20 protein-coding genes are annotated in these 26474 nt (G+C 62.0%); 10 read left to right on the top strand and 10 right to left on the bottom strand.

What is annotated here, in order from left to right:
* Nucleotides 1-241: 241 nt before the first annotated feature.
* The 5 genes from istA to GON09_RS10470 all read left to right on the top strand — a co-directional run bounded on the left by istA (nt 242) and on the right by GON09_RS10470 (nt 7501).
* The gene (gene istA / locus GON09_RS10490) at nt 242-1783 is read left to right on the top strand and encodes an IS21 family transposase (RefSeq protein ID WP_213931741.1); all 1542 of its coding nucleotides are present in this window, start codon (nt 242-244) and stop codon (nt 1781-1783) included.
* A 46-nt stretch (nt 1784-1829) separates the two neighbouring features.
* Nucleotides 1830-2594 (top strand): IS21-like element helper ATPase IstB, encoded by a 765-nt coding sequence (istB, locus tag GON09_RS10485; RefSeq protein ID WP_064257733.1) that lies wholly within the window; start codon nt 1830-1832, stop codon nt 2592-2594.
* Nucleotides 2595-2667: 73 nt separating this feature from the next.
* Nucleotides 2668-5322, top strand: coding sequence for a GAP1-N2 domain-containing protein (locus tag GON09_RS10480; RefSeq protein ID WP_280521669.1), 2655 nt, complete (start codon nt 2668-2670; stop codon nt 5320-5322).
* Nucleotides 5322-6341, top strand: coding sequence for a hypothetical protein (locus tag GON09_RS10475; protein WP_213931739.1), 1020 nt, complete (start codon nt 5322-5324; stop codon nt 6339-6341). The genes GON09_RS10480 and GON09_RS10475 overlap by 1 nt, the downstream gene beginning before the upstream one ends.
* Nucleotides 6338-7501: a TRAFAC clade GTPase domain-containing protein gene (locus GON09_RS10470; RefSeq protein WP_213931738.1), complete on the top strand. Its 1164-nt coding sequence runs from the start codon at nt 6338-6340 to the stop codon at nt 7499-7501. The genes GON09_RS10475 and GON09_RS10470 overlap by 4 nt, the downstream gene beginning before the upstream one ends.
* Before the next feature lie 291 nt (nt 7502-7792).
* On the opposite strand, the gene GON09_RS28335 is transcribed toward GON09_RS10470, so the two are convergent.
* Complete coding sequence (locus GON09_RS28335) at nt 7793-7963, bottom strand: hypothetical protein (RefSeq protein WP_244865477.1); 171 nt, start codon at nt 7961-7963, stop codon at nt 7793-7795.
* Between GON09_RS28335 and GON09_RS28330 the strand changes: the two genes are divergently transcribed.
* From GON09_RS28330 to GON09_RS10450, 4 genes are all read left to right on the top strand, one after another.
* Nucleotides 7962-8165, top strand: a complete 204-nt coding sequence (locus GON09_RS28330; RefSeq protein WP_060651576.1) for a hypothetical protein — start codon at nt 7962-7964, stop codon at nt 8163-8165. The two genes, GON09_RS28335 and GON09_RS28330, sit on opposite strands and share 2 nt — an antisense overlap.
* Before the next feature lie 77 nt (nt 8166-8242).
* On the top strand, nt 8243-8473 hold the full coding sequence (locus tag GON09_RS10460) for a DUF4177 domain-containing protein (protein WP_183070676.1): 231 nt from the start codon (nt 8243-8245) through the stop codon (nt 8471-8473).
* A 134-nt stretch (nt 8474-8607) separates the two neighbouring features.
* Nucleotides 8608-10296, top strand: coding sequence for a DUF262 domain-containing protein (locus GON09_RS10455; RefSeq protein WP_213931736.1), 1689 nt, complete (start codon nt 8608-8610; stop codon nt 10294-10296).
* Between the two features lie 276 nt (nt 10297-10572).
* Nucleotides 10573-11451, top strand: coding sequence for an HNH endonuclease (locus tag GON09_RS10450; protein WP_307854350.1), 879 nt, complete (start codon nt 10573-10575; stop codon nt 11449-11451).
* A gap of 625 nt (nt 11452-12076) precedes the next feature.
* Here the strand turns inward: GON09_RS10450 and GON09_RS10445 are convergent.
* Genes GON09_RS10445 through GON09_RS10425 form a run of 5 tightly spaced genes read right to left on the bottom strand, consistent with a single transcriptional unit; the run spans nt 12077 to nt 21190 of the window.
* Nucleotides 12077-15142, bottom strand: a complete 3066-nt coding sequence (locus tag GON09_RS10445; RefSeq protein ID WP_213931735.1) for a type III restriction-modification system endonuclease — start codon at nt 15140-15142, stop codon at nt 12077-12079.
* Nucleotides 15143-15147: 5 nt separating this feature from the next.
* Nucleotides 15148-16998 carry a site-specific DNA-methyltransferase gene (locus GON09_RS10440; RefSeq protein ID WP_213931734.1) on the bottom strand — a complete coding sequence of 617 codons (1851 nt, stop codon included), beginning with the start codon at nt 16996-16998 and terminating at the stop codon, nt 15148-15150.
* Between the two features lie 28 nt (nt 16999-17026).
* Nucleotides 17027-17704 (bottom strand): DUF4391 domain-containing protein, encoded by a 678-nt coding sequence (locus GON09_RS10435; RefSeq protein ID WP_213931733.1) that lies wholly within the window; start codon nt 17702-17704, stop codon nt 17027-17029.
* Nucleotides 17701-20991, bottom strand: coding sequence for a helicase-related protein (locus tag GON09_RS10430; protein WP_213931732.1), 3291 nt, complete (start codon nt 20989-20991; stop codon nt 17701-17703). Before GON09_RS10430 ends, GON09_RS10435 begins: the two co-directional genes overlap by 4 nt.
* A 1-nt stretch (nt 20992) precedes the next feature.
* Complete coding sequence (locus tag GON09_RS10425) at nt 20993-21190, bottom strand: helix-turn-helix domain-containing protein (protein WP_213931731.1); 198 nt, start codon at nt 21188-21190, stop codon at nt 20993-20995.
* Nucleotides 21191-21348: 158 nt separating this feature from the next.
* Between GON09_RS10425 and GON09_RS10420 the strand changes: the two genes are divergently transcribed.
* A protein-coding gene (locus tag GON09_RS10420) for an IS5 family transposase (protein ID WP_374195391.1) occupies nt 21349-22145 on the top strand; the annotation gives its coding sequence in 2 pieces (ribosomal slippage) (nt 21349-21679 and nt 21679-22145; 798 coding nt in all).
* Between the two features lie 197 nt (nt 22146-22342).
* Here the strand turns inward: GON09_RS10420 and GON09_RS10415 are convergent.
* The 4 genes from GON09_RS10415 to GON09_RS28325 all read right to left on the bottom strand — a co-directional run bounded on the left by GON09_RS10415 (nt 22343) and on the right by GON09_RS28325 (nt 26402).
* Nucleotides 22343-23113: a replication protein gene (locus GON09_RS10415; protein WP_213931730.1), complete on the bottom strand. Its 771-nt coding sequence runs from the start codon at nt 23111-23113 to the stop codon at nt 22343-22345.
* A gap of 231 nt (nt 23114-23344) precedes the next feature.
* Nucleotides 23345-24172, bottom strand: a complete 828-nt coding sequence (locus tag GON09_RS10410) for a DUF3320 domain-containing protein (RefSeq protein WP_244865475.1) — start codon at nt 24170-24172, stop codon at nt 23345-23347.
* Nucleotides 24165-25298 carry an IS630 family transposase gene (locus GON09_RS10405; protein WP_213931729.1) on the bottom strand — a complete coding sequence of 378 codons (1134 nt, stop codon included), beginning with the start codon at nt 25296-25298 and terminating at the stop codon, nt 24165-24167. The genes GON09_RS10410 and GON09_RS10405 overlap by 8 nt, the downstream gene beginning before the upstream one ends.
* Nucleotides 25299-25370: 72 nt before the next feature.
* Nucleotides 25371-26402, bottom strand: a complete 1032-nt coding sequence (locus GON09_RS28325) for an AAA domain-containing protein (protein ID WP_307854349.1) — start codon at nt 26400-26402, stop codon at nt 25371-25373.
* Nucleotides 26403-26474: the final 72 nt, after the last annotated feature.

Here is a 26474-nt window from a genome sequence, read left to right as displayed (position 1 = left end):
GACCGTCCGGGTACTGCGACCGCTGGAGGTTGGCAGGTCAAGGACATCACTGTCAGCGGTCATGCAATTCCCCAGGTTGAGGGGTCGGCCCGTCACGTAATTCCTCACCCGGCCGTCACGTAATTCCCCACCTTTGGGGCGTGTCGGCCGGGGTGTGGGTGCTGCTGCAGGTTCGCTTCTTCCCAAGGTCCATCTCTAGGGCCTGGGAAGGGGCCCGACGGTGGCAAGGAGAACGTGGACGATGACCGATCTGATAGAGCTGTTCCGGCACTGGCATGCCGGCCGCTCCCAGGTGCAGATCTCGACAGCCCTGGGACTCGACCGCAAAACCATCCGCAAGTACCTGGCTCCAGCCGTGGCGGCGGGGTTGACCCCGGGCGACGGTGAGAAATTCGACGAGAACCTGTGGCGCGAGTTGATCACGTCGTGGTTCCCGGAAGTGGTGGACCCGACAGCGCGAGCGGTGACCTGGCCGGCCATCGCCGCCCACCACACCTGGATCGAGGGCCAACTCGACGAGTCGGTGACCGTGGCGACGATCGCTCAACGCCTGCGCGACGACCGCGGTGTTCCGGTGTCGGAATCGACCGTGCGGCGGTATATCGCAACACGATTCGCCGATCGGGTCGCAGCATCGAAAGCCACCTTTCCCCGTGGTCCGGTCCCGCCGGGCGACGAGGGTCAGGTCGACTACGGCAAGCTCGGGATGTGGCGCGATCCGGCCACGGACCGGCGGGTGGCGGTGTGGGCGTTCGCGATGATCCTGGCCTGTTCACGGATGCTGTTCGTCCAGCCGGTGCTGCGGATGGATCAAACCTCCTGGTGCGCCTCGCATGTGGCCGCGTTCGAGTTCTTCGGTGGCGTCCCGGCGCGGATGGTGTGCGACAACCTCAAAACCGGAGTGGATCGGTCCGATCTCTACGATCCGCAGATCAACCGGGCCTATGCCGAACTCGCCGACTTCTATCAGGTGCTCATCGATCCGGCCCGGGCCGGCAAACCCAAGGACAAACCACGCATCGAACGGCCCATGCCCTATATCCGGGATTCGTTCTTCCGAGGCCGCGAGTTCACCTCGCTGACGCAGATGCAGGCCGCCGCGCTGACCTGGTGCACCGATGTCTACGGCCGGCACCAGCATCGCGGCCTCGAGGGCGCACAACCGGCAGCGGTGTTCGACGCCGTCGAGAAAACCGCCTTGACGCCGTTGCCGCCGCGGCCGTTCGCCCCGGTGGTCTACTCCACCGGCAAACTCGCCCCGGACTGCCACGTCAAGGCCGGCAAGGCGTTGTATTCGGCGCCGTGGCAGCTGATCGGCCGACGATTGCTGGTGCGCACCAGCGGCGATGTGGTGCAGATCTTCCACGACGAGCAGGTCGTGGCCACTCATGTGCGTCGCCCGTCGGGACGGGCGACGAATCCCGAGCATTATCCGCCGAAGAAGACCGCGTTCACGTTGCAGACGGTGGTGTGGTGCCGGGCCCAGGCCGAGCAGATCGGGCCCGGTGCGGTCGCGATCGTCGACGAGTTGTCGCAGATCAACGCGATCCATCGACTGCGGTCGATCCAAGGCATCGTCCGACTGCGGTCGCGTTACGACGATGCTCGCATCGATGCGGCCTGCGCCCGGGCCCTCGAGGTCGGTGATCCGCGTTATCGCACGATCAAGGGCATTCTCGTTGCCGGCACCGAACACGACGGGCAGGACATCGCCGATGCCGGGATCACCGCGCCGGCGTTGCTCCGTGGGCCGGCTGCATTCGACACCGAACGTTCAGCGTGAGGTCTGTTGACCGACTACCTATTTCCCTTTTCAGGAGGACTCTGTCATGACGATTCACGATCCCAGCCTGCGTGCTGCACTGAAGACATTGAAGCTGACCGGCATGCTCGACACTCTCGATGCGCGCCTGGCGCAGACCCGCGATGGGCAGCTCGGGCACCTCGAGTTCCTGCAGGTGCTCTGTGAGGACGAGATCGCCCGCCGGGAAACCGCCGCCTTGGCCCGGCGGGTGCGCCGGGCCAAGTTCGAGCAGCAGGCCACCTTCGAGGACTTCGATTTCACCGCCAACCCGAAACTCCCGGCCGCGATGCTGCGGGACCTCGCCGCCCTGCGGTGGCTCGACGCCGGCGAGTCGGTGATCCTCTACGGGCCTGTCGGTGTCGGCAAAACACATGTGGCACAGGCACTTGGGCATCACGTGGCCCGCCGCGGTGGGGACGTTCGGTTCGTCAAGTGTTCCCGGATGCTCGCCGATCTGGCCGGTGGACACGCCGACCGCACCATCGGTCAACGGATGCGCGAGTACACCCGGCCGCTGGTGTTGATCATCGATGACTTCGCGATGCGCGAGCACACCACCACCCAGTCCGATGATCTCTACGATCTGGTGTCCGATCGGGCGATCGCCGGCAAGCCGTTGGTTCTGACGAGCAACAGGGCCCCGAAGGACTGGTATCCGCTGTTCCCGAATCCGGTCGTGGCCGAGTCCCTGCTCGATCGGTTGATCAACACCAGCCACCAGATCCTGATGGACGGCCCGTCCTACCGGCCACGCAAACGCCCCGGAAACCGCACCGCGGCCGCGAACTGAACCAACCCGGGCACCGGTCCGGCTACCCTCGACTCAGCACACCCGGACATGGGGAATTCCGTGACGGAAACCCCTGGGGAATTACGCGACGGTCGACAACATCACCGGCGACCTCGACGCGGACGAGAAGGAACGGTTGCGAGCGGGGATCGTGACGCGATTCGACGCGGTCCCTCCGATTCCTCGTTTCCCGAATGCGGAGGAGCTCCGCAATCGCCCACGACGGTTGATGTACGCGCCCGGAGCGGGTCGTACCGGTATGTACTGGCACACGGTTCCGGCCGGTGCGGATGCGTCGGGACGACCCGGAAATGTCTTCGCGCATTGCCTCATCGATCGTGTCGGTAGCGAGGCGACCGATGGTCGTCCGATCGAGCGGTGGGGTTCGTCGGGTTGGCTCGTGCCCTACGGTGCGGACGAGGTCGCCGCGGCAACTCTCGGTGCCACCGAACCGGAACCGAGCGATCTCGTCTCCCGCGACGCCGTGTTGGATTTCCTGCTCGATCCGGACACATGGCGCGTCGGTGTCTTCAGTGTTCTTCTGGATGCGGTGGCACGAGCGCTCGAAGGCGGACCTCCGGTCGTTCTCGGTTGCCGGAATCCGCACAGAGCAGCGCTGTGGATCGCCTCGGTCTCGCACTTCATGTCGCCCGGCACGAGCCGGCGGTTCGGGTGGTCGACGTTCGATCGGCTACACGCAGTGGACGACGCCGTCGCGTGCGGCGCACACCTGATCGCAGTGCCGCTCGACGACCTGCCCGGAGATACACCCGGATGCGTCGTCTTCGGAGAAGACGAGTCGCCCGATCTCGGTGAACTCGACGGCGAACCGCACTGTGTCGACAACGGCGATCTCGTGCCGGTGACTCCCTGGTCGCTGCTCGCCCAGACGGTCTTGGTGGAGGAAGACCCAGCACGACGTGCGCTTGCCCGTCAGGACGCGATCGCAGCGGAAGTAGGCGACGACGGTCTCTCACCGATGTGGCCGTTGGCGATGGCCGTGGTGTCGGACGACGAACTCCACGACGCTCTCGACGAAGCGACGACGATTCTGTTGGAACACAGTCCGGAGACTGTCGCAGGTACGGAATGGGCGGCACTGATCGCCAATATTGTGGAACACAACCTCGGCAACAGCACTGAGGACGCGGCTCGAGCACTCGATCGCTGGTCACGCGACGACACCCTGGCACCGGCGGTGCACACTCTCGCCGCCTTGGTCTTTGCGCATCGCGCATTCGACGAGGTCGGATGGATCGCGAGTGCCGACCCGGTGCGCCGCGAACTCTTCGATCACTGTGATCGCGCACCGGATCTCGTCACCGCGGCAGAGCGCGCAATCGACCGGCTCCGACACCAGGTGGGCGCGGGAAGCGATCGCCTCGACGTCGCTGTGGAAGCTCTACGCACGATCGATGTGGTGGTGCGAGCAGGACTTCTCACCGCACGCAGTGAGGATCGCGTTTTCGAGATTCTCGAACTCGCGGTCGTGCCCGTCCTGTGCGATCCGAAGGCAGGACCTGCGGTGGTCGCCGAGATCGGAGAGGTGGGGGAGACCACCTGTGTCGACTTCGTGCAGCCGGCGGTGGTCACGCATCCCGACTTCCTCGCCCGACCACTGGGGCGCCGCTTGGAGCGTTCGGTCTTCGCATGGGTCGCCAGCAGCCTGAGGGAGCGGCCGACGTTCGATGAGCTCGTGGCGGACAGTTCCGTCGTGACGTCCCCGGTGAGTGTCCTTGTTGCCGAAGGTGTTTTCGGGCTCACCGCCGGCGGTGGACGTGTTCGCAGCGATCTGGCGACGGTTGCGTCGTGGCGTGCCTTCTTCGAACTCGAAGACGGCGCTGCGAGTGTCGACAGCCTGGATGAGGTGGTCGCAGCCCAGCAATGGACTGCCGTTCAATGGTGTCAGGCAATCGAGACGTTCCCACAGGTGGTTGCGCCGAGGTATCTGCAGGACGCTGTCGTGTGCAACGCATGGGCGTCGGATGTCGAAGCCGTCGCCGCTCACCTGATCCGAGTACGTCGCGGGGAGTTGAGGGGGCGCTGGCATGGGCATCGGTACCTCGATGCCCTTGCAGAGAGTTGGGCCGCGATCCGTTGGCAGGAGAGTTGGTCGACCGTCGGAGGGACCGAATTCGATCGTGCCTGGCAGCAGGACGGACTACCGGTACTCACCGATTACGCCCGACACTACGCAGCCGACCTTCCGGGCGACGTGCTCGCGCGGCTTGTCGTGTTTCTCCTGGGAGCACTTGCACGACCGCATCGAGATCCGTGGGCGGAACTCGACCTGCCGGCGACACACCAGGACGCACTCGTCGACGCTGTTGCGACCGAAGCGAGATATGCAATCGAGTCGATCGTCGAACTCGTCGAATCCGGTGTCATCGGAATCGAGTGGCTGCTCGCGCATGCGGTGTTCAGTTCGCCCAGAGCACCGAGAGAGGGCGGACTGTCGGCGCAGACCGAGTTGCTGAGTCGGCTCGTGATCGAGTCCGACGGTGGCCGGCAGGGACTGCTCGACGAGGTGGTGACGCGTCTGCTGCCCGCGTCGTGGTTCCGTGGGCCCGGGGCTGTGATGACGACGATCCACGCCGAACTGCGAGCTCGCGGTCGCCGCGATGCTAGCCGGGTGTGCGAAGCCTACGAAGCCTTCGTCGTGTGGTGGTTCGACCAGCGGCTGGCGGACGCCGAACGTGTGATTTCCGGACCGAGAGGATCGATCTGATGCCGGGTTACGTACTCGACGGTGCAGGGCGGGTGGAGTTGCCTCGGCAACCGCTGGCCGTCACCGTCACAGCGCTCGACGTTCCGGTGGTCGTTCGTGCGACGACCGCGGACGGCCAGGACCTATCATCGGCGCTGCATCCGAAGCCCGGCTTCGTGGTGTTGCCGCGGATCGACAGGGATGTCGTCGTGGTTGCCACCCCTGGGAACGACTCGGGATTCCCGCAGGGCACAGTGCTTCAGGCGATCGTCGCAGTGGACACGACGAATGCCGTCGACCCGGATCGGGCCGAGCTCACGCCCCTGGACGTGTCGGGACTGCACCATGTCGAACTTGCCACCATCACCCCGGTCGATGATCGGCTCGTCGTCCGCGCGCGCAAGACCGCAGTGGACGTCCCGCTGAACGAACTCGGTGCGCGAGCGCGCTCGGCCGCCCGAGGAGTGCTGGGTGTGGACCGATTGCCGGAGTCCAGGCAGGTTCGGGTCGAGGTCGACATCGACATCACGATGTCGATGCTTCCCCTCATCGAGAACGGCACTGTACGCGACGTCGTCGACCTTTTGACTGGCATCGCTGCTGTCGTCGGACGCCGGGAGGAACTGCACGTGAACCTGATCGGACACAAGGTCACGGCGCTGCCGATCGAGGAACTACGTCGCGCTGCAGACACCGTGCAGGGCGCGCTGGACGCTGCCGGACTGGGTATCGGTTTCCGGTCCTCCACCGTCGACCGGTCGCACCCCGCCGAATCCACTCTTGTCTTCACGGTGACCGACGCTGTGCCGGCGGATCACACGGCGGTGCCGGTCGGGGGGGTGCGCCGGCGTCCCATCATCCTGCAGGCCGGAGAGGACTCGCGGAACGAGCTCGAACCGGGCGGCACGGTCGTATCGACCGCGACCGAGACGCGCGCGAGTCGCGGATGGCTGGACGATCCGCAGGATCTGTTCCGAACCGTGAAGTCGCTCGTGGCGGGACTGGCCGCTGGCACGCACACGGAAGGTGCCCTCCGATGACGAAATGCCCACGGTGCTTCACCGACCTGCCGGCCGACCGGACTGCTTGGTTGCCTACTGCGCCCGCCGAGGTCGAGCCGGACCAGATCGCCACTGCTCATCAAGGGACACCTGTCCGGTCGGGGAAGGTTGTCTACCTCGACCGCCCGGCTGCAGCAGGGGCGGACTGGTGGCCCGAGGCCGAGACGGTTGAGGAGAAGGCCGGAGGGCCGGCTGTAGAGGCATGCCCGACCTGCCATTACCGACTCCCTGTCGGACTTCGGGGTGCGCAGACCACCTGTATCGCCATGGCCGGAGCGCGTGCCACCGGAAAGACCGTGTACATCGCGGTTCTCGTCAAGGCGCTCCAACTGCTCGGGGAGCGACTGAACTGCGTCGTAGAGCCGGCGACGTCCGAGACGGAGATGGTGTATCGCGAGCTGTACGAGAAGCCGCTGTACGAAGAACGCGGCATCCTCGAACCGACTCCCGCCGCGCATACGAGCAACCAGTATCAGCGTGAGCCGCTGATCTTCTCGCTCGGGGTATGGAACGGACGCCGTCAGTACCTGATCCTGCGGGACGTGGCCGGGGAGGACCTCGAGAACCCGAACAACGTCCACGTCCAGCACATGCGATTCTTCGCGCAGGCCGACGGTGTGGTGTTCATGTTCGATCCGCTTCGGGTCGAATCCGTACGTCAGCAGCTGCACGACCTGGTGCCGGTGCAGGAACGGGTCGGCGGTGACCCGCGTTCGGTGCTGCGCACAGTTCTCTCGATCATCGGGAACTCCACACCGAACCTCGCCGTCGTGCTCTCCAAATTTGATGCGCTCCAAGCACTCCACAACGTGGAGGGCAGCGATTGGAGCGAGATCATGGGACAACCGGGTGCAGCGTTCTCCCGCGACCCGAGTCTGCAGTACGCGCCGTACAACGAGATGGACGGACGACTCCTTCACGAGGAGGTTCGGAGTCTGCTGGACAAGTTGGAAGCGAAGTCGATGGTGATGTCGGTGGATCAGCCGCATACCGGTGTAGCGCTGAACAGCAGATTCTTCGCTGTCTCCGCTCTCGGCGAGTCGCCGGTGGGGGATCGACTGCACCACAACGGCATTTCGCCGTTCCGGTGCTTGGACCCAGTGAGGTGGATCCTTGCTCAGCGTGGGGTGTGGGTATGAGACAGCGCGTGCGATAGCCGGCTGGCTTCAGAACGCATGCGCGGTCGACAAGGGTGTTTCGATCCCGAATCCCGTGTAACGACAGAGTTACTCGCGACGATTCTCCATTGTCCGGCTCGAAGTGCCGGTTTTCAGAAGGAGATAGATCATGTCGTGGAGCGTCGGTACTTCTGTTCGTGCTGCAGGGACCGTCTTGACGGTTGTGGGGTTGGCGGCAGGTCTGTCGGCCTGCGGCTCGGATTCCGAGTCCACAACAGAATCGGCCTCGACTTCCGTGACATCATCGGTGTCTCAACCGTCTACGACGACCCAGGCACGTACGTCGGCGGAGACCACGACGAAAGCACCCGTGAGTTCTTCCACCACCGAGTTGCCTCCTGCTCCTGTGGCTGCGCCGAGAACCACCACGTCGTCGGCTGCGCCTGTCCCGACGACGGTTCCCATGCCGAACGTGGTGTGCATGAATCTTCAGGACGCGCAGAACCTTATTCAGGAGCTCGGCGTCTTCTACTCGCGTAGTACCGATGCGACCGGCAAGGGACGGAACCAGGTACTCGATGCGAACTGGGTCGTGGTCGGACAGACTCCGGGCGTAGGTGTTCCGATCGGTGAAGGTGACGCGGTGCTCTCGGTTGTGAAGCTGACCGAGCCGAATCCCTGCTGATTCGACATCGAATCTATAAGCCGGGGTCGCGCTGACCGAGACGACCCCGGCTCGGATACCAGAACAACGGAGTAGACGTGCATCCTTTGGTCAAGTGGGAATATCTCACCGAGTCGATCAGTGTCACCGAGCGGTGGAACCCGAAGAAGCAAGCAGAGTCGCTGCAGAACTTCAGCGACCGCTTGAACGGTCTCGGAGCGCAGGGGTGGGAAATGATCAGTTACCAGAACATCCCTTTGATGGGCAATCTGACGGGGAATGTGAAGGGTCAGCTCTACCTTGCGATCTTCAAACGGCAATTGGCTTGACGGGCGCCGGGTACCTCGTCGCGGATCTTGCAAAGCTCGCCATCGCTGTTGTGTGCTGAGCCTGATCCGCTGATCTATGTAGCCTTGGGGGGCTGCATCATTGAGTCCGCAGCGCATGCTGCATGATGGACGCCATGCAGCAGCTCGAGGCGCGTGAAGTGCCGCTCAACAAGGTCTTCTGTGGCGACTACGACTTCCATATTCCGGAGTATCAGCGGCCTTATGCGTGGCAGGTCGAGCAGGCCGGCCAGCTACTTGAGGACCTTGTGGAAGCAATGGATCGCGGCGGCGACGAACCGTACTTCCTCGGGTCGATCGTTCTGGTCAAGTCGCCGAATGCGGCGCGCGCAGAAGTCATCGATGGCCAGCAACGTCTCACGACCTTGACAATCCTGCTCGCGGTGCTTCGTGACTCCACGACGAACCCGGAACTCGCAAAGCAAATCGATGCGATGCTTCAGGAGCAGGGAAGCCTGATGCTCGACCTCGAAAGCAAACCGCGATTGGCGCTTCGAGCCAGAGATCGCGAGTTCTTCGCCGAGCACGTCCAGTCGCCTGGCGGGATCAAGCTTCTTGAATACGTCAAGCCGGGAAATCTGAGGACGGACGCGCAGCGCGCCATCCACGGAAATGGTCGCGCACTGTTCGGAACGATATCCGAATGGGTCGAGGATCGTCGGCTTCAACTCACGAAAATGCTTGCGGCCCGAACCTTCCTCGTGGTGGTCACTACTCCGGACCTTGCGAGCGCACACAGGATTTTCAGCGTCATGAACTCTCGTGGTCTGGATCTGTCGGCGGCGGACATCTTCAAAGCGCGGGTCGTCGGCGACGTGGCCGAGAGCCGGCGTGACGAGTATGCCGATCGGTGGGACGATGCTGAAGAGGCTCTGGGGACAGACGACTTCGCTGATCTATTCCTGCATATCAGAACGATTGTCGTCAAAGAACGTCCCAAGAAGGAGTTGCTGAAGGAGTTTGAGGAATCGGTCCTCTCGTCATACATTCCCGGCAAGGGAGCGGAGTTCGTCGACTCTGTCGTGGTGCCGTACGCCGAGGCATATGGCACCTTGCGGGATCAGAACTACACCTCTTCGTCGGGTGCGGAGGAGGTGAACCGGTGGCTGAAGCGACTGGACCAGGTGGACAACAGCGACTGGCGTGCACCTGCTCTGTGGGCGTTGAGAAACAAGAGTGATGACCCGGAGTTCCTCAACAGCTTCTTCCGCTCCCTCGAGCGACTCGCGGCAAGCATGCTCGTCCGGCGCGTGTATGCGACTCCCAGAGCCTCTCGCTACATCCAGTTGCTGAAAGACCTTACGGCCGGCCACGGTCTCGATTCGCCTGCGTTCGAGTTGAGTGGCGACGAGGTCAAGGAAACCGGTGATCGCCTGCGTGGCGAGATCTACAAGGTCGCTCCCGTGCGGAAGTACGTACTTCTCCGGCTCGATGAGTTGTTGTCGAATGCGTCCGGAGTCTCGTACGACCACCCGCGCATCTCGGTCGAACATGTGCTCCCGCAGAATCCGAAGGTCGGGTCGGATTGGATGAAATGGTTCACTCCTGCACAGCGCGAGTTCTGGACTCACCGACTCGGCAACTTGGTGCTGCTGAATCGGACGAAGAATGCTTCGGCAGGGAACTACGACTTCGACCGCAAGAAGACCCAGTACTTCACGACAAAGTACGGCGTGGCATCCTTCGCGATCACGACTCAGGTCCTGCAACAGAAGAAGTGGACGGCCGACATCCTCGAGGAGCGTCAGGAAGAACTGGTTGGTCTGCTGACAAAGGCGTGGAGGCTCGAAGGCGGACTGTGGTAGTCGTCTCAGACACGCGATCGGATCGTCCGTTCATCGGGGTAGCGCCGCGGGACCACTGAGTTTTCTTGGTCCCGGGGCGTGCGGCTTCGCGCCGAACATCGATCTTGTTTGCGCGACGGACGAGCGTGTGGATGTGGAGGTAGGACAGTGGTGAATCGCCGGGGCATGCACAGCCTCAGTGACTTTCTGGAGCCGTCGGACCAATCGCTCCGCATGGAATGGCGCTCAGTTCTGGCCAGGCAGCCGGTAACGCCAGGGCAGAGGCAGGTGAACTTCGTGCCGAGCGAAGTCGTCCTCTGCCTGTGTGCCTCACTGCTTGTCGACCACAGCCGGTTCGGTAGTGGCAGCGCGCATCGTGCGGGCTTCCCGGTGCAAAAACTTGCAGAACTGTACAAACGGCCCCCGACGAGCATCCTGGCAAAGATGGCGAACCTCGACGGGACGCGTAGCAATGGTGGCCGACATGAACTCGAAGTCTCGGCCCGAATGAGTGCCGACAGCGCGCTGTTGCAGGATGTCTATCTTCGAATTCTGCGAGCGGCTCGGACGGAAGGTATCGATCGTGATTCGTTGCCGGATTTCCTAGAGCTGGAGCACGGAGGAACTCTCTGGCTTGCAGGTCAGGAGGAACTCGTTCCCAGTGAGATCGAGTCGGAGTTGGAAGGGACGATCGAGAAATGGGCTCGTGACCGCTCGGACGTCCCGATCGAAGTAACGCAGCGCGTACTCACGTCAACGGTGCGAATCGGACAACACCGCTTCGCAAGAGCTGTGATGAGCAACCACGACAATCGGTGCGTTTTTTGTGGGATGAGCAGCGTCGTCGGTGGTCGACGTCGGCCGAGAATGCTGACGGCCAGTCATATCAAGCCGTGGCGTGACAGTTCGAACAAGGAACGGCTCGACCACCTGAACGGGCTGGCTGCCTGCCCCACGCACGACGTCGCTTTCGACACCGGATTGATCACAGTCGCCGAAGACCTCTCTATCACTTATGCACAAGACCTGGAACGTGCGTTGGAAGAGGACGAGCCACTACGTCGAGCGTTCGGGAAGCCTCCGTTAGCAGAGAAATTGATTCTTCCGAGCAATGCGGATGGGCCTGACCGTCGCTATCTTGGTTGGCATCGGACCAAGATTTTCGTGTCGGGTTGACACGTAGGGCCACGCCGTTTTACCCGCGATGTACGACGCATCGTGCCATCAGGTGCCAGGTAAGGATTAGCTGCTAGCGCATCGCGTCATTGGAACGAGCGTTGTATACGAACCGATGCCGCCCTCTCAGAACGCCTATACGGCACAAGGGTGCATCAACGGAGTCCGACTGGAGCACCCTCGCACGGCCATTTAGGCCCTGCTCGCAGATTTATGCGGGTAGGAGTTCCTGCGACACGACAGGAATCGATGACACCGTCGAGAGTCAATTGATCGCAAAATCCGCAGGGGAGTGCTGGTTTGCGAATAGTCCTGCTATGCGCAGCGCTGACGCGTGATCGACGGTCCGTTCCCATGCGGCATGTATAATTCGCTCCTTGTCGTCCTCCGCTGGACTTGCTCGACGGGCGTGGGCGCACCAAGCTATCAGCGCGAGGCCCGGGCGGGGCGCACCCCGCCCTGTACCACGGCCGATGTATGCGATTGCCTCGCCGCGGTGCCTACCGATCTCCGCCGCCGCATTGCGACATCGAGGAACAGCGGTCCTCCCGCGACCGGGTGGTGCCGTAAATTTCCTTTCCAACCGCAGAAGTTGGTTGGACCGCAGATCGGTGGCCCGTATAAGCTACGCGGTCACGAGTTGCATCAGCTCGGTGTAATCGGTGACGACATCGTATTTGACGTCCTGTCCGTTTTTCATGTTGAGCGAGGCAAAAAACTTTCGCGCGCACTCGATCTTCGCCTTCTCGGCTCCCTTGAGTTGAAGGCTCGACAATGAGCCTTTGGTTTCGGCGACGAAGTAGATGTGTTTGACGCTGCCTTCGGTGAAGGCGATTGCCCAGTCGGGATTGTAATCTCCGACCGGCGTCGGAATAAAGAAGCCTCGGGGTAGCTTCGCGTAAACCGCTACCTCCCTACTGGTATCGATGCGGTCCACGAAGTCGCGTTCGATCTTGGAGTCCGTGACCACGTAGTCGTAGACGTGCTTCTTAAGCTTCTTCCCGACGTGCGCGAAGTCTTGCTTCGTTTGGTTTTCCGTGAAGATCGCCGAATCGAAGCGATCTTCGAGTGTGTCGTAGGTCAGGTGCTCGACGATCACAGTGGCCTTCTGCTCGTTGACGAGCCGGGCGACCTCGGTGATGAACTGCTCCGGGTTGAGCCGGAACTTCGCAAATGTCGCTGGCGTGACCCCTCCGAGGATGGCAGCCACAGTACGGCGGGTGAGCTGTGTCTTCTCGGTGATCTCACCGAGAAGGTCGTATTTCACCTGCGATCCCGCGCTGGCAGTCTCGGTGTGTGTCGTCGTGTTCGATGTGTCGAATCCAGTGCTACGGGTGAGGTCATCGACCTCGAGTTCATTGCGCTGCTGCCCGGCCTCGACGACATACTGCATCGCGGCGACGTTAAGGAGTGTGTCGAGTGCCTGAATGCACTTGCGGATCAACTCGTTCGAATCGAACTGCACCTGGTAGACGGCCTTGTGATTGATCCGGTTCCAGAGCGCCTGGAACTCCTTCTTCACGAAGTTGGCCTCGTTGAGAGGGATTTTCTTCGGCTTGCGGCCGTCCTCGCCGATGACCTTGACGTCCAGATACAGTGCGTCCACGAGCGGCCAGACGGAGTCGATGACCGGCCGCAGCAGCTCGGAGGTGGGTTCGGCGAGTGTGCCGGCTTCCTTGGCCTGCTTGTAGGTTTCGGAGACTGTGTCGTCGTCGTTGAGATAGTCGTTCTTGATGAGGTACTTGTACAGCGCCTGCGCAAGTGCTTCCTCGACGACGGACTCTCCGGCTGGGGTTTGAATAGTCTTGCCGGTGAAGAACTTGACGCTTGCTTTGCTGGGGCGAGCCGACAACGATTGTGCGATTTCCTGCTGCAGTCCAATCACGAAATTGGTGTAGGACTCGTCGGTGACGACGGTCAGCTCGTTGATGTCGTGCACGGTGACCGGGTTGTCCATGCGTACGCCGTGCTGGTCGACCGCCAGGCGCAGGCCTCGGCCGATTTCCTGGCGTCGTGAGGTAGTGTTGTCGCTCTTCTTGAGCATGCCCATGACGAACACGTTGGGGTTGTCCCAACCCTCACGCAGCGCAGAGTGCGAGAAAAGGAACCGCACCGGTTCGTCGAACGACAGCAGACGTTCCTTGTTCTTGAGGATCAGGTCGTAAGCGTCAGTGTCGGTGGACTCACCCTTGTCGTCGCCCCGACCGCTGACCTTGCCGTCGATCTGACGTTTGGTCTTTTTGTCGATCGAGAAATAGCCCTCGTGTACGGCGCGGACGCCATCGCGGCGCAGGTACTCCTGGTACGCCTCGGTGGCACCGTCGAGTGCGAGTTCACCGAGTAACTCGTCGCGGATCAGCGCATACTCTTCTTCGAAGCAGCGGGCGTAGTCGCCGAGAGTGTCCTCGCGTTCGTAGTCGCGGTACTTCGCGACCGCGTCGATGAAGAACAGCGACAGCACCTTGATGCCCTGCGCGTGCAGCTCGCGTTCCTTGTCGAGGTGAGCGCGGATCACCTCACGGATCTGGATGCGACGCTTCGTCTCCTCGGTGACGTCACGGTCGGCGAGCTGACCGGCGACGACGACGTCACCGTTACTGAGTTCGATCACGTCGCGGTTGGCGTCGATGTCGGTGATAAACAAGCTCTTGTACGCCTCGATGCCACCGGAAATGTCATGCAGGTTCGCGCCGACGTCGACTCGTTTGACCTGACGTTTGATGGCGGTCTTGGTCTGCACCTCGATCTCGACGCGAGCACGAGGTTTGGCGCCCTTGGCGATCTCGATGGCATCGAGATACAGGTAGGCGGTCGAGCCGGCCAACCCTTTGACGGTGATGCCGCGGACCGCGATCTTCTTGACCAGCTTCTGGTTGTAGGCGTCGAGGGCGTCGAGTCGGTGGACTTTGGTGTGTTCGACCTTGTGTGTGGCCGAGTAGCGCAGCACCATCAACGCGTTGAACTCGGACAAAGACGCGAGTGACTTGTCCGCACCGATTTTCTGTGGTTCGTCGATGATCACGATTGGTCGATTGGCCTTGATCACGTCGATCGGCCGACGGGACTGGAAATCGTCGAGCATGTCGTAGATGCGTCGGTTGTCCTTGCCGGACGAGTTGAACGCCTGGATGTTGATGATCATCACCTGCACACCGGCGTCGGCGCTGAACCGCTCCACCTCGTGCAGCTGGGCCGAATTATAGATGAACGAGCGTGGTTTGGTCCCGTACATCTGTTGGAAGTGCTCGGCGGTCACCTCGAACGACTTCTTCACACCCTCGCGAATCGCGATCGACGGAACGACAACGATGTACTTCGACCAGCCGTACCGCTTGTGCAACTCCATGATCGTCTTGATGTATACGTACGTCTTCCCGGTGCCCGTCTCCATCTCGACATCCAGATTCGGTGCGCCTGGTGCCGCCTTGCTGTCCTCCAACTTGGTCGACAGCGGAAGGTTTCGAGAACGCTGCACCTTGTGGACGTTCTCCAGCAGCTGGGCACCGGTCAGCGCGAGCTCGGCGTTCCGCAAACCCGAATCGGAGTACAACGACTCCTCACCTGTCCGTCGGCGGCGACCCGGATCGATCCGATACGAGACGCCATTATCCTTGGGCTGGCCGGTGAACACCTCGACTACCGAGTCGACAGCATGGGTCTGATACTGCTGGACCTTGAATTGAAGCTTCATCGTTGTCAGATCGCCTTCACGTCAGTGGTCGGGGATACCTCTCGGAAGACCTGTTCCGCGTTGATGCGCGCATCATCCGAAGCAAAACCCGAATCCCGAAACACCGCGCGCAAAGGTTCACGTTCGGCGATGAGACGCACAAGCCGCGGGTTGATCTCTGAGTCGAAGCATGCGATCAGCGCACCCTCCTCAACAACAAAGACCTCGTGTCCGTCGATCTGCTCGACGGCGATCGGCATGGTCAGTTCGAGACCCCAGTCGAGCAGGACCTGGAACAGCAGGTCCTCTCCCGAACGGTCCGACTTCACGCTGCCTTCCAGTTCCGCAAGGGTGAGCTGATCGGTTTCGTCCGGCGACCGCAGCACATCGGTCATGTTCGTGGTGTCGATTCGCATGAGCCGGTAGCCAGCGTCGACAACTTTCGAACCTGCCGCAAGTTCTGCTGCAACGTTCCGGAATCGTTCAAGGCTCATGCCGAGGATGGAGTCGAACGTCGGTTCAGGAATGGTGAGCGGCTCATGGATCTGTACAGCGATGAATCGACGGTTACCGTCGTCCGCAGCGTTCTGTGCGAGCACGGCGTGTGGTGTGGTACCGCTGCCGCCGAAAAAGTCCAGAACGATGTCCTCGGAATCGGGTGAAGTTGCAAGCTGCAGGATTCGCTGAATCAGCTCGACCGGTTTCACAGAGTTCAGCACGTTCTCGGTGTGCTCGAACGGAACGTACTTTAGTAGTGTTTTCTTCGCGTCCTGTGTGTGCCCCACCTCGGAGTACGTCCACAGGGTTTGGGGAGTGCGTCCGCCGGTCATCTCGGATAGGAAGCGCTTTAGGCGGGGCATGTTGTTGCCGTTGTCTCCCCACCAAATCCTCCCATCCGCGTCAAATTCCTTGAATTTCGATTCAGAAATAGTCCAGTACCGCCCTCGTGGAGGACCGTCAATGACCCTTCCTGAAGGGGTCTTAATCGGGTACAGACCTGCGTCATAGCGGTTTCGGGCTGCCAGGTCCGATGAAGCCCAGGGTCCACGCGGATCGTTATCTGGGTTCTGGTATCGCGCATCCATCTCCGCCGTTCGTGGCAGAGGGTTTGGAAGCCAGGACTCCTTATTGCGCGCGTAGACAAGAATATAATCGTGGTCCTCCGAAAACCACTTAGCCGAGTTTTTAGGTGAGAATACCTTCTGCCAGATAATCTGCGCCACGAAGTTCTGTGCGCCAAATATTTCCGAGGCGATTTCGCGGAGGTTATCGACCTCATTGTCGTCGATCGACACGAAGATGACCCCGTCGTCCGCGAGTAGATTGCGGGCGAGTCTCAGGCGTGGGTACATCATGCTGAGCCAATCGGAGTGAAAACGCCCGTTGGCGTCGGTGTTCGTGACGAGCCTTGTGCCCTCCCCGTTGACTTGTCCGGAGCGGACAAGATAATCGGCGGTCGACTCGGCGAAGTCGTCGTCGTAAATGAAGTCTCGCCCCGTGTTGTACGGGGGGTCGATGTAGATCAGCTTGACTTTGCCGAGGTAGGGCTCCTGGAGCAGCTTCAAAGCCTCCAGGTTGTCGCCCTCGATGAAGAGGTTCTTGGTCGTGTCGAAGTCGACGGACTTCTCACGCACTGGCCGGAGAGTTTTCGCGATAGGTGCGTTGGCGGCGAAGGCTGCGGCGCGTTTGCCAGGCCAGTCGAGCTGGTAGCGCTCCTGCGGGCCCTCGACAATATGGTCCGACAACTCCTGGCGGAGAAGATCGAAGTCGATGGCTCTCTTCGGGTTGCCCTCGGCGTCGAGCGCCTCGGTGACAACATTGGGGAACAACTCAGCGAGCTTGTCGACGTTGGCATCGGTCAGGTCGGGCGATGTCATGCGTAGCTTCTCCACGGGTTTGCTCTGCCTACCTTTCGACCAGATTGGTCAGTTCAGCTTGCTTCGTCTTCAATGCGCGCCGCAATTCGACCTTGCGGTTGAACTGGGGTTCGGTGCGGAGTTTGCGTTCCAGCACGGCAATTTCGCGTTCGAGCTTGCGCACCGATTCCAGTTTCGCTGCGACCTCCGCCACATCCTCACCCGGCTGTACCGCCACCGGTGTGAGGGGCGCGAGAATCGCAGTGTAGAGGGCGGGCAGAGTGATTGCGGTCGGAAGAGACTGCCGTTCGCGTTCGCTCCGGGCCGGCTGCCAATCTGTGCTGTAATAGGCGCCGATCTTCGGCGCACCGGAACTTGGTTGTTTGTGCGCGGCCACCATTCGAGTGCTTCGGGCCTCGCCCTCGCCACGGTTGATCTCAAAGATGATCGGGAACGGGATCGCCTTGTCGATCGCGCTCAACACCGGGTCGGAAACATCCGTGCCCTTCGCGTCGATCTCGAAGATTTGGATCTCAGGGACGGCGGCGCTGCTGGCAAGATTGATCGTAGTTTCGGCAATCTTGTATGCCCAGGTGATGCGCTGCACTTCGGCGATGAACTTCTCGCGTACCGCAGTCGAAACGGTGCCGTGCTCGTAGAACTTCTCCTTGGGTACCCGCCGACCGAACTTCGCGGCGTCCGGCCACCGATACAGCAGCTCACTCATCGACCCTCGCCTGCCTGATATGGCTCGACGACAGCGATGAAGGCGATCAGCTCGAAGTCGTCGAGCCCGGCGATCGTCTGGGTCAGTGCGGTCGTGCGACCGCCGGTGAACAGGCTGTCGATGTCGCGTTCCTCGGTGACGTCGATCATCGAGTGGATGGCCTGGGTGAGAAGTTGTGAGTACCGGCTCATGTCCGTGCCCTCGGCGGTGGCGGCGTTGAAGATACGAACCACGTCGGTGACGGGCTGATCGTAGGGTCGGCAGCCTGCGCGGATGAGGTCGAGCAAGGGCTTGGCTTCGGTGTGGTCTGCGATGACATCGCCGTGCTCGTCGAGATAGACCAGGTAGTGCGGGTGCAGTCGGTTGCCGCGATTGCCGCTGTGTCCGGTGAGTTGCGACTCGTCGGCGTTGATATTGTGCAGTGCGAAGATCACACCGGGTTTGAGTCCCTTGTCCGGGTCTGCCGGCACGACGGCGTGCAGGCCTTTCGGTGCAGCGGCAAGATCGCCGTATTCGGTGAGGTATCCGAGTAGGTCCATGCGGAAGTCGTTGAGTCCGAGATCGGTGATGGACACGCCGGTGCGGACGTCTTCGAGTTCGATGACCTCGTCCTGGAGTTTGCGCAGTTGCTGCTTACGGAACGCAGCGTCGGAGTCTTCGAGGGTGAGGACGTTGTCGTCGGCGGTGCCGGCGAGGTCGGCGATGACCATCCGGTTTTCGACGCGCTCTTTGAGGTTGATGTACTCGTCGAGGGAGATGTCGGGCCAGAAGTTGACCAGCTGGATCCGGGTGTTGATCGAACCGATGCGGTCGATGCGGCCGAACCGTTGCACGATCCGCACCGGATTCCAGTGGATGTCGTAGTTGATCAGGTAGTCGCAGTCCTGCAGGTTCTGGCCCTCACTAATGACGTCGGTGCCGATGAGCACGTCGACCTCGCGTGTTTCGGTCGGCATCGTGAGGTGGCGCTGCTTCGAACGAGGGGAGAACATCGACATGACCTGTTGAAAGTCGAAGCCGGTGCCCAATGTCGTCTTCGCGGCGTGGCCGCCCCCGGTGATCAAGGCCGTGTCCAGCCCGACAGCGGCCAGAGCGGGTGCGAGTTCGCGGTAGAGGTAGTTCGCGGTGTCGGCGAAGGCGGAGAACACTAGGACCTTGCGGTTGTCCGGGTTGATCGGATGGGCGGCCTTCTCCTCGATGAGCCGCTTGAGCGCTTGAAGTTTGAGGTCACGATCCGGAGTGACCTTGCGCATCTCGTTCACTAATGCGCGGAGGGTTTCTCGGTCGTTCCACAGGTCCCTCCGCCACGACTCGACGTCGATGTCCTCGAGGTCGATCTTGATCTTTTCCCCGAAGGTGAGTGCTTCGAGGTTCGCGTCGTCTTCGTCATCCACATCGAGATCGAAGTCCGACAGACCTGCGCCGAGAGCGGGAGCGGAGTTGGTGTGCGTGTCGAGACGGTTCAGGGTCCGGTCGACGGCACCTTCGATCTTTGCCAGGGTAAGTCGGAAGGCGTCGACCGAGCTCTCCAACCGCTTGAGCAGGTTGACGGTCATGAGCTGCTTGAGGCCCTGCTCACGTCCGCGTTGGCCCAGATTGGCTGTGCCGCCGGCAGTGCCGACATTGTAGAGATCTTCGTACTTACCGATCCGGCTGGGAAACACGTACGCCAGCGGGGTGTAGACGGCGAGGGTCAGAGCCTGGAGCTGCCCGAAGATGTCGTTGAAGCCGGGAACGTCGGGCAGGTCGGTGAGCGGTTCGCGGATCGACTTAGGGGGAAGCCGGTCAGGGAATGCGCCGATCTCGGTGGTGTCGTAGAACGCCTGGATGTGCTTGCGGGAGCGGGCGATGGTGACGGCGTCGAGCAGTTCGAAGAAGTCGAAGTCGAGCATCTGGAGGATGCGGTCGGTGGTGCGGTCGGCAGGGTCGAGCTTGGACCACTCGTTGAACACCGTCTGGGCGTCTTTGAAGACTTTCTCGACTGTGGTCGAGAGGTTCAGGTGCTGGGCGAGGTTGTCCGACTCGCCCTCGTACGCGAGTTGAAGTTGATTCTTCAGATCGTTGAACCGGTTGTTGACCGGGGTGGCCGAGAGCATCAGTACTTTGGTTTTCACGCCCTCGCGGATGACCTGACGCATGAGTCGCTGGTAGCGGGACTCCTTCTCCTGCGCGTAGTCCGCGTTGCGGAAGTTGTGCGACTCGTCGATGACGACCAGGTCGTAGTTGCCCCAGTTGATTCGATCCAACCGTAGTCCCAGCGACTCTCCTCGGGTGCGGGACAGGTCGGTGTGGGCGAGTACGTCGTAGCTGAACCGGTCGGCAGCGAAGATGTTGGTGGTCAGGTTCGCGTTGTAGTTCGTCCAGTTCTCGGCGAGCTTCTTCGGGCATAGTACGAGGACGGACTTGTTGCGCAGTTCGTAGTACTTGATGACCGCCAGGGCGGTGAATGTCTTGCCGAGACCGACGCTGTCGGCGAGGATGCAGCCGTTGTAGGTTTCCAGCTTGTTGATGATTCCTGTCGCGGCGTCGCGTTGGAAGTTGTAGAGACTCTGCCAGACCGTCGTGTCCTGGTAGCCGGTGCGATCGTTCGGCAGCACGTCCTCATTGATATCGTCGAGGAATTCGGCGAACAGGTTGTAGAGGATCAGAAAGTAGATGCGGGCCGGGGAGTTCTCGGCGTACACGCTGGCGATGTGGTCGTAGACCGCATCGGTGACATCATCGAGCTGATCCGGGTTGTTCCAGATCTGGTCGAACAGATGGATGTACTGCGTCGTCATCGGGGCATCGTCGACTCGGTGCACCATGTTCGACACCGCGTTGCCTCGCTCGTAGCCGAGATCCGCGGTCGTGAAACCCTGCAGTGGCATGTACGCGGCGCTGTCGTCGACCACCGCGAACTGCTGCATGGGGTTCCCGGTGGAGTTCGATCGGAACGTCACCTTCCGACGCACCCAGTCGGCGCACTCCTTTGCGATGGCACGCTGGGTCAGCTTGTTGCGCAACCGGATCTCGAACTCCGAGCCGTACAGGCTCGACTCCGCGCGTCCCCCCGGGATGAAGAACTCGCGGCGCTCCTTGCGGAGCCTGTCCGTCACCTTCTCCGTTACGAAGGACGGGGAGGTGAAGATGAACTCCAGCTCGGAGACCTGCTCGAGCTCCTTACGTAGCGCCTCGAACGCGAAGATCGAAAAGGTCGATGCCGCGATGCGCACCTTCGATCCCGGGGTGATCGCGGCTTTGAGGTCATCTCCCAGCAACTCGTTGACATTGTCGATGATCCGCATGTCAGCCCTCCGCCGAATCGGGGCTCGTTGCCGCCCCGCCGCCTCGCACCCAGGAATCGACTTCGCTGGCCTGGAACTTCCACAGGCGGCCGATCTTGTGTGCGGGCATGGCCTTATCGGCAATCCAGGCGTACACGGTGTCTTTGGTGACGCCCAGATGGACGGCGATGTCATCAGCGGACAACCACGGTTCAGACACAGGGCACCTCCGGGTCCTCGGCCCGGTTGGCCGACTTTCTCGATGCTACGACAACAGGACCGGATTTGACCAGGTTTGACCGGGTTGAACCGTGTAAGAGCGTGTCTTGTATGGCCTGAATCTTGTGTGCGGCATAATGCACCGTCGTGGTCGATGCGTTGTCTTCCCGGTTGGTACCGGATACGTTGTGGGAGATCGTCGAACCGCTGTTACCCGGGTTCCGGGCGCGGCCGCAGGGCGGCGGCCGCGCAGCACTCGATGATCGTGCAGTGTTCACTGCCATCGTCTATGTGCTCACCAGCGGGTGTGCGTGGCGGCACCTGCCGCCGTCGTTCGGAGTCAGCGTCCCGACTGCGCACCGCCGCTTCACCACGTGGGTCAAAGCCGGAGTATTCGACGAGCTGCACCGCCAGGTCCTCGATCGGCTCGGCGCCGGCGGGGATCTGGACTGGTCTGCCGCAATCCTCGATGCCGCTCACGTGCGGGCGAAAAAAGGGGATCTTTGACCGGTCCCAGCCCGGTCGATCGCGGCAAGAACGGCTCGAAGATCCACATTCTCTCCGACGCCGACGGTATCCCGCTGGTCACCGCGGTGACCTCGGCGAACACCCACGACAGTGTGATGCTGCAGCCGATGGTCAGCGCGATCCCGGCGGTGCGATCGCGTCGGGGTCCGCGTCGCCGCCGGCCCGGCCGGTTGCGGACGGACAAGGGTTACGACTATTCGGTCCACCGCCGGTGGTTGAGGGCCCGCGGGATCGTCCCGCGCATCGCCCGCCGCGGTGTCGACAGCAGCGAACGCCTCGGCCGGTACCGCTGGAAGATCGAACGCACCCTGGCGTGGCTGAGCGGCTACCGCCGGCTGACCATCCGCTACGAACGCCAGGGCGAGTACTTCGCTGCTTTTCTCCAACTCGCTGCGGCGTTGACCTGCTTCAAGAAGCTCGCCAAATGAGACATGCTCAAGTGCCGACCATGTGCTTCCGGCGGTATGTGGAGGGCAGTATCTACTGGCGGGGGTCGCCACCATCGGAGACATGACGCCGATCGACCCCTTTGGTCGCCTCGGACTAAGCTGGAGCTGCAGTCAGCATTGACTAGCGGGCTGCTCGAAGAGACCCACTATCTCGTCAATGGTCTGCCCATGGCCGATCAAGCGACCTGTCGTGAGTGGCATGGGCACCGCACCGCCCGCCCGCGCTCGTCGTCGGGTAACCATCCGTACTCGTCACATTCGCCGCATTTCGCGGGTTGTACTCGAGGAACAGGCAGCGCCTGCCACATCGGTACCCAGGCGTGCGCGTACCGCATTGGATCGCTCGGCCGATGCGCTGCCTTGGCTGCAGCGACCAGCGTTGGCACGTCGTGCGCCGCTATGAGCGCTTCAATAGTCGCCACGGCCTCTGGCCGGAGGTAGGCAAATGTCGCCGACAATCCAGATTGCTTGCATGCCGCCGCCAAACGAGCAACTTCGGGACTCTGCATAGAGTTCGGGAGTTGACGAGGGCGGTTGGTTTTCATTCTTAGTGTATCGATACTTGAAAGACCGCCTGGTTCTCCGTTGGCCGCGCTACCGCACGTTGGTTCTTCAGGCCCCGGGTCGGTACGTGGTTCCTCGTAAATCGTTTGAATAGTGATCCACTGCCCGCGCTCGTTCTGGATCTTCTCTCGGATCAAGTAGCCCAGCTCAGCCAGCTCTCGGAGGGCGGAGCGGATGGCGTCGCGACCCTCCTTCGGTGACTGGCCGGCGATCGCGTCGGATCGAGTGCGCCAGTCGTCCGGCTTCGATAGCAACCAGATGAGCACGCCACGGGCGCGGAAGGACAAGCGTTCGTCGTTGATGACGGCATTGCTGAGGATGGTGAAGTTGCTGGCGAGGCGCGGTCCACGACGCACGCCGCCAGCCAGGGTATTCTGGCCCACGTTCGACTCCTGCATAGTCGGACATCCGGCCCGTCGGGAGTTGCCGCTCCTGGCGGGCCTTCTTCACTTGTGACGTCACGCGGGTCGGTGACGATCTTGGAATCTTGGCATCGAACGATGACCAGCGCAAGGAGAATCCTCGACATCGCTGTTAGCCAATGTGTTTGACGCACGACGAGGACGCCGCAGTTCCGGACGATCGATGTCGAGTACGCGTGATGTCGGACGCAGTCAGATTCCGGACCGGATCACCGACCCCAGTTGAATCAAGCGCCCGCTCCTGAGACCGAGATCGAGGCACTCCTCCAGGCGCTCACGGGTGGGACCCGTAAGGCGCCGCTGGTTGAAGATGGCCAGCGTTTCCCGGATCAGTGCTTCGACGTCCAGTTCCCGGCCCTCGCAGGTGGCGTGCATCGCGTTGAGGATTTCCTCGGGCGCGATTTCGCTGACCGGGCGGGTCACCCCGTCGGGTGTAGTACGGAACCCGCGCCAATTGGTCCTGTCGATCTGGCGAGGCCACACGAAAGATCCGAGAGAAGTCGTTGCAATCAGATCATTAGGCACACAATCGATTACGAAATCTCTCCGCACTGCAGACACCCTGTCGAACCCGAATCGTCTCGCGACGTCCCGGGCCAACCGCTCCAGCAGGATGGGTCCTTCGATTTCCACCGTCTCGCGTACGGCGTCGGTGATAATTTGCCGTACCGACGTGGAGTGGACACGGTCGAGGTCGTCGCGCTCCCCGAGCGGAGTAGTCGGCGCACAGGTGTAGGCAATGCCGCGACCATGCCAGTCCCGTTCGGCGGGAGACGGCGCCGGAGCATCGTCGAAGTGGATCGTGGGGGTGGTAGTCGTCGCGACTCCGGTGACGAATTCGTGCCGGTCCTCCGGGGCCGTGTCGGGCACGCGCACCTGCTCGGACTCATCCTTCGCGAAGGAGAGGTCGGCCAACACCTCCAGGTTCTCAACGACGAGCTCCTCCGGGGTGCGTGCTTCCGCCTCCGCGATCGCGATTGCGCGTGCCTCCGCTTCCTTGGCTAGTGCCGCATCACGCAACGTTTGCCCTGTCGACGATCTCCCGTAGCTGTTGATCCTCGGCGTGCTTGTTGCGCCAGATGATGTAGCGACGGATCATCGACGCTTGCTCCCGATGACTGCCGTGGTCGGTGCCATCGAGCGCGAAGTACCGCAGCGCGGTGAACTGCGCCTCGATCCGGTTGAGCCACGAACTGTTCGTCGGGGTGTACGCGATCTCGACGTTGTTCGCCTCTGCCCACAGACCGACCTGTTGGCACTTCCTCGTGGTCAGGTGCGGCGAGAAGTTGTCGCACACGATCGCGATACGAACCTCCGCCGGGTAAAGAGTGCGCAGGTAACGGCAGAACTCGAGGAACGTGGAGCGGTTCTTCGTCGTCTTGACGTGCCCGTACAGCTTGTCCTTGCCCAGGTCGTACGCGGCGAACAGATGCCGCACCCCGTTCGGACGGGTGTAGGTCGCCCGCCGCCGGCGCCGCGGCTCCCGGTCCGGGTCCTTGTGCCTGCCGCCACGCTGCGCCCACTGCCGGCCCGGATGCGGCTGCAGATTCAAGGGACCGAACTCGTCGAGACAGAAGATCGCCTGTGGCTCATCGGGATCGGACACGACATCGCCATCGGCGATGGCATACAGGTGTTCGACCCGAGCCTTCTTCACCGCGTAATCGGGGTCCCGAGATCTCTTCCAGGTCTTCACTTTTTGAAAGGAGACACCCTCCTCGCGGAGCAGCACGCGCAGACCCTCGTGGCTGATGTCGTCGACCACCCCCTCGGCGACCAGGAACTCGGCGAGTTTGGTCAGACTCCAGGTCGAGAACGGCAGATCGTGCTCGGCGGGGGCGGACTTGGCGATCTTCTTGATCTCCCGGCGCTCCGGCAGGGTGAACTTTTTCGGCCGGCCGCCGGCGTACTTCGGGTACAGCGAGTCGAATCCGTCGGCGTTGAAGTTGTGGATGACATCACGGACCCGGTCGGCGCTGGTGAAGCTGACCTCGGTGATCTTCGGTACCGGCATGCCCTGGGCCGAGAGCAGGACCATCTGGGCGCGCCGCCAGGTCACCACCGATCCGGTGCCGCGGCGGATGATCCGTACCAGCCGTCTGCCTTCGTCGTCATCGATCTCTCGCACGCGTACTCGTTCTGCCACTCGACCAGGCTGACCGATCCCGTGGCCGACACGCCGCAACCGGTCGGCGTGTCGGCCAGAACGGGCAAAGGTTCACGGGTGCGGCACTAGCTGTTCTTCGTACTGACGCCGGCGCTCACGTGCTGTGCCGACAGCCGCATCGATACGGTCGAGCACCGCTTCGGGATTCTCGATCCACTCGGGAAGCCACACGCGAACCGACGAACCCCAGTGCATCAGAGTTTCGGGCAATCGAGGGGTGAGGTCGCGGTCGGACACGGTCGGGCGGCCCGCCCAACGCGGACCGTCCAGCACCACCGCGACCTGCCAATGATCGGAACCGGGCTCTCGCACAACGATGTCGAGAACGAACTCGGACAGGCCGTAGTTCGTGGTCACTTCGTACCCGCGGTCAGCGAGGGCCGTGCGGATGCTTCGCTGGACGGCATCGACGTTGTCGTTCGTCGTCACCGACGGGTTGGGAGCCACCCTCTGCGCTGCCATCTCCAGATACCCACGCAGATGCGCGAGTCCCACAGATTTCGTGCGCGACAGATCGATATCGGACGGTTCGAAGGACGTGAAGATCACGACCTTCCGGCGTGCACGCGTGATGGCGACATTGAAGCGCTTTTCGCCACCCGCCCGGCTCAAAGGACCGAATTGGAGGGGCAGCTGGGACTCACCCGGCTTCTTCGAGAAGGCCGTTGTGAAGAGGATGACGTCGCGCTCGTCGCCCTGGACGTTCTCGAGGTTCTTGACGAAGATGCCCTCTTCCTTGTCAGGACGAAGCTGCTCGCGGACGAGGGGGTCGTCGCACGCCTCCAAGAGGTCCTGAACGAGGACGCGCTGCTGGAGGTTGAAGGTGACAACGCCGATGCTCTGGCCGGCGAGGCGCGGGGTGGCGAGCCGGGTGCGGATCTCCTCGACGATGGCTTCTGCCTCGACGCGGTTCGTGCGGTACCCGTCCTTGCGGTTCTCACGGTTGAAGTGACCGTCGACGCGGCGCCACTCGACACCCGCCGTGTCGTCCCCTCCGGGCAACGGAAGGCTGGCGAGGCGGCCTTCGTAGTACTTCTGGTTCGAGAAGTTGAGAGCGTCTCGTCCTGGCTGCGGTAATGCCACGACAACCACAGGCGTGGAACTCCGGACTCGACGCACTCGGTGAGAATGCTCTCGAGATCCTCCGGTGCGATC

This window comes from Rhodococcus sp. B50 (assembly GCF_013602415.1).
In the GTDB taxonomy this organism is placed as follows: Bacteria; Actinomycetota; Actinomycetes; order Mycobacteriales; family Mycobacteriaceae; genus Rhodococcus.
Note: the sequence above shows the minus strand (reverse complement) of the source record. Positions and strands in the feature narration are given on the sequence as shown.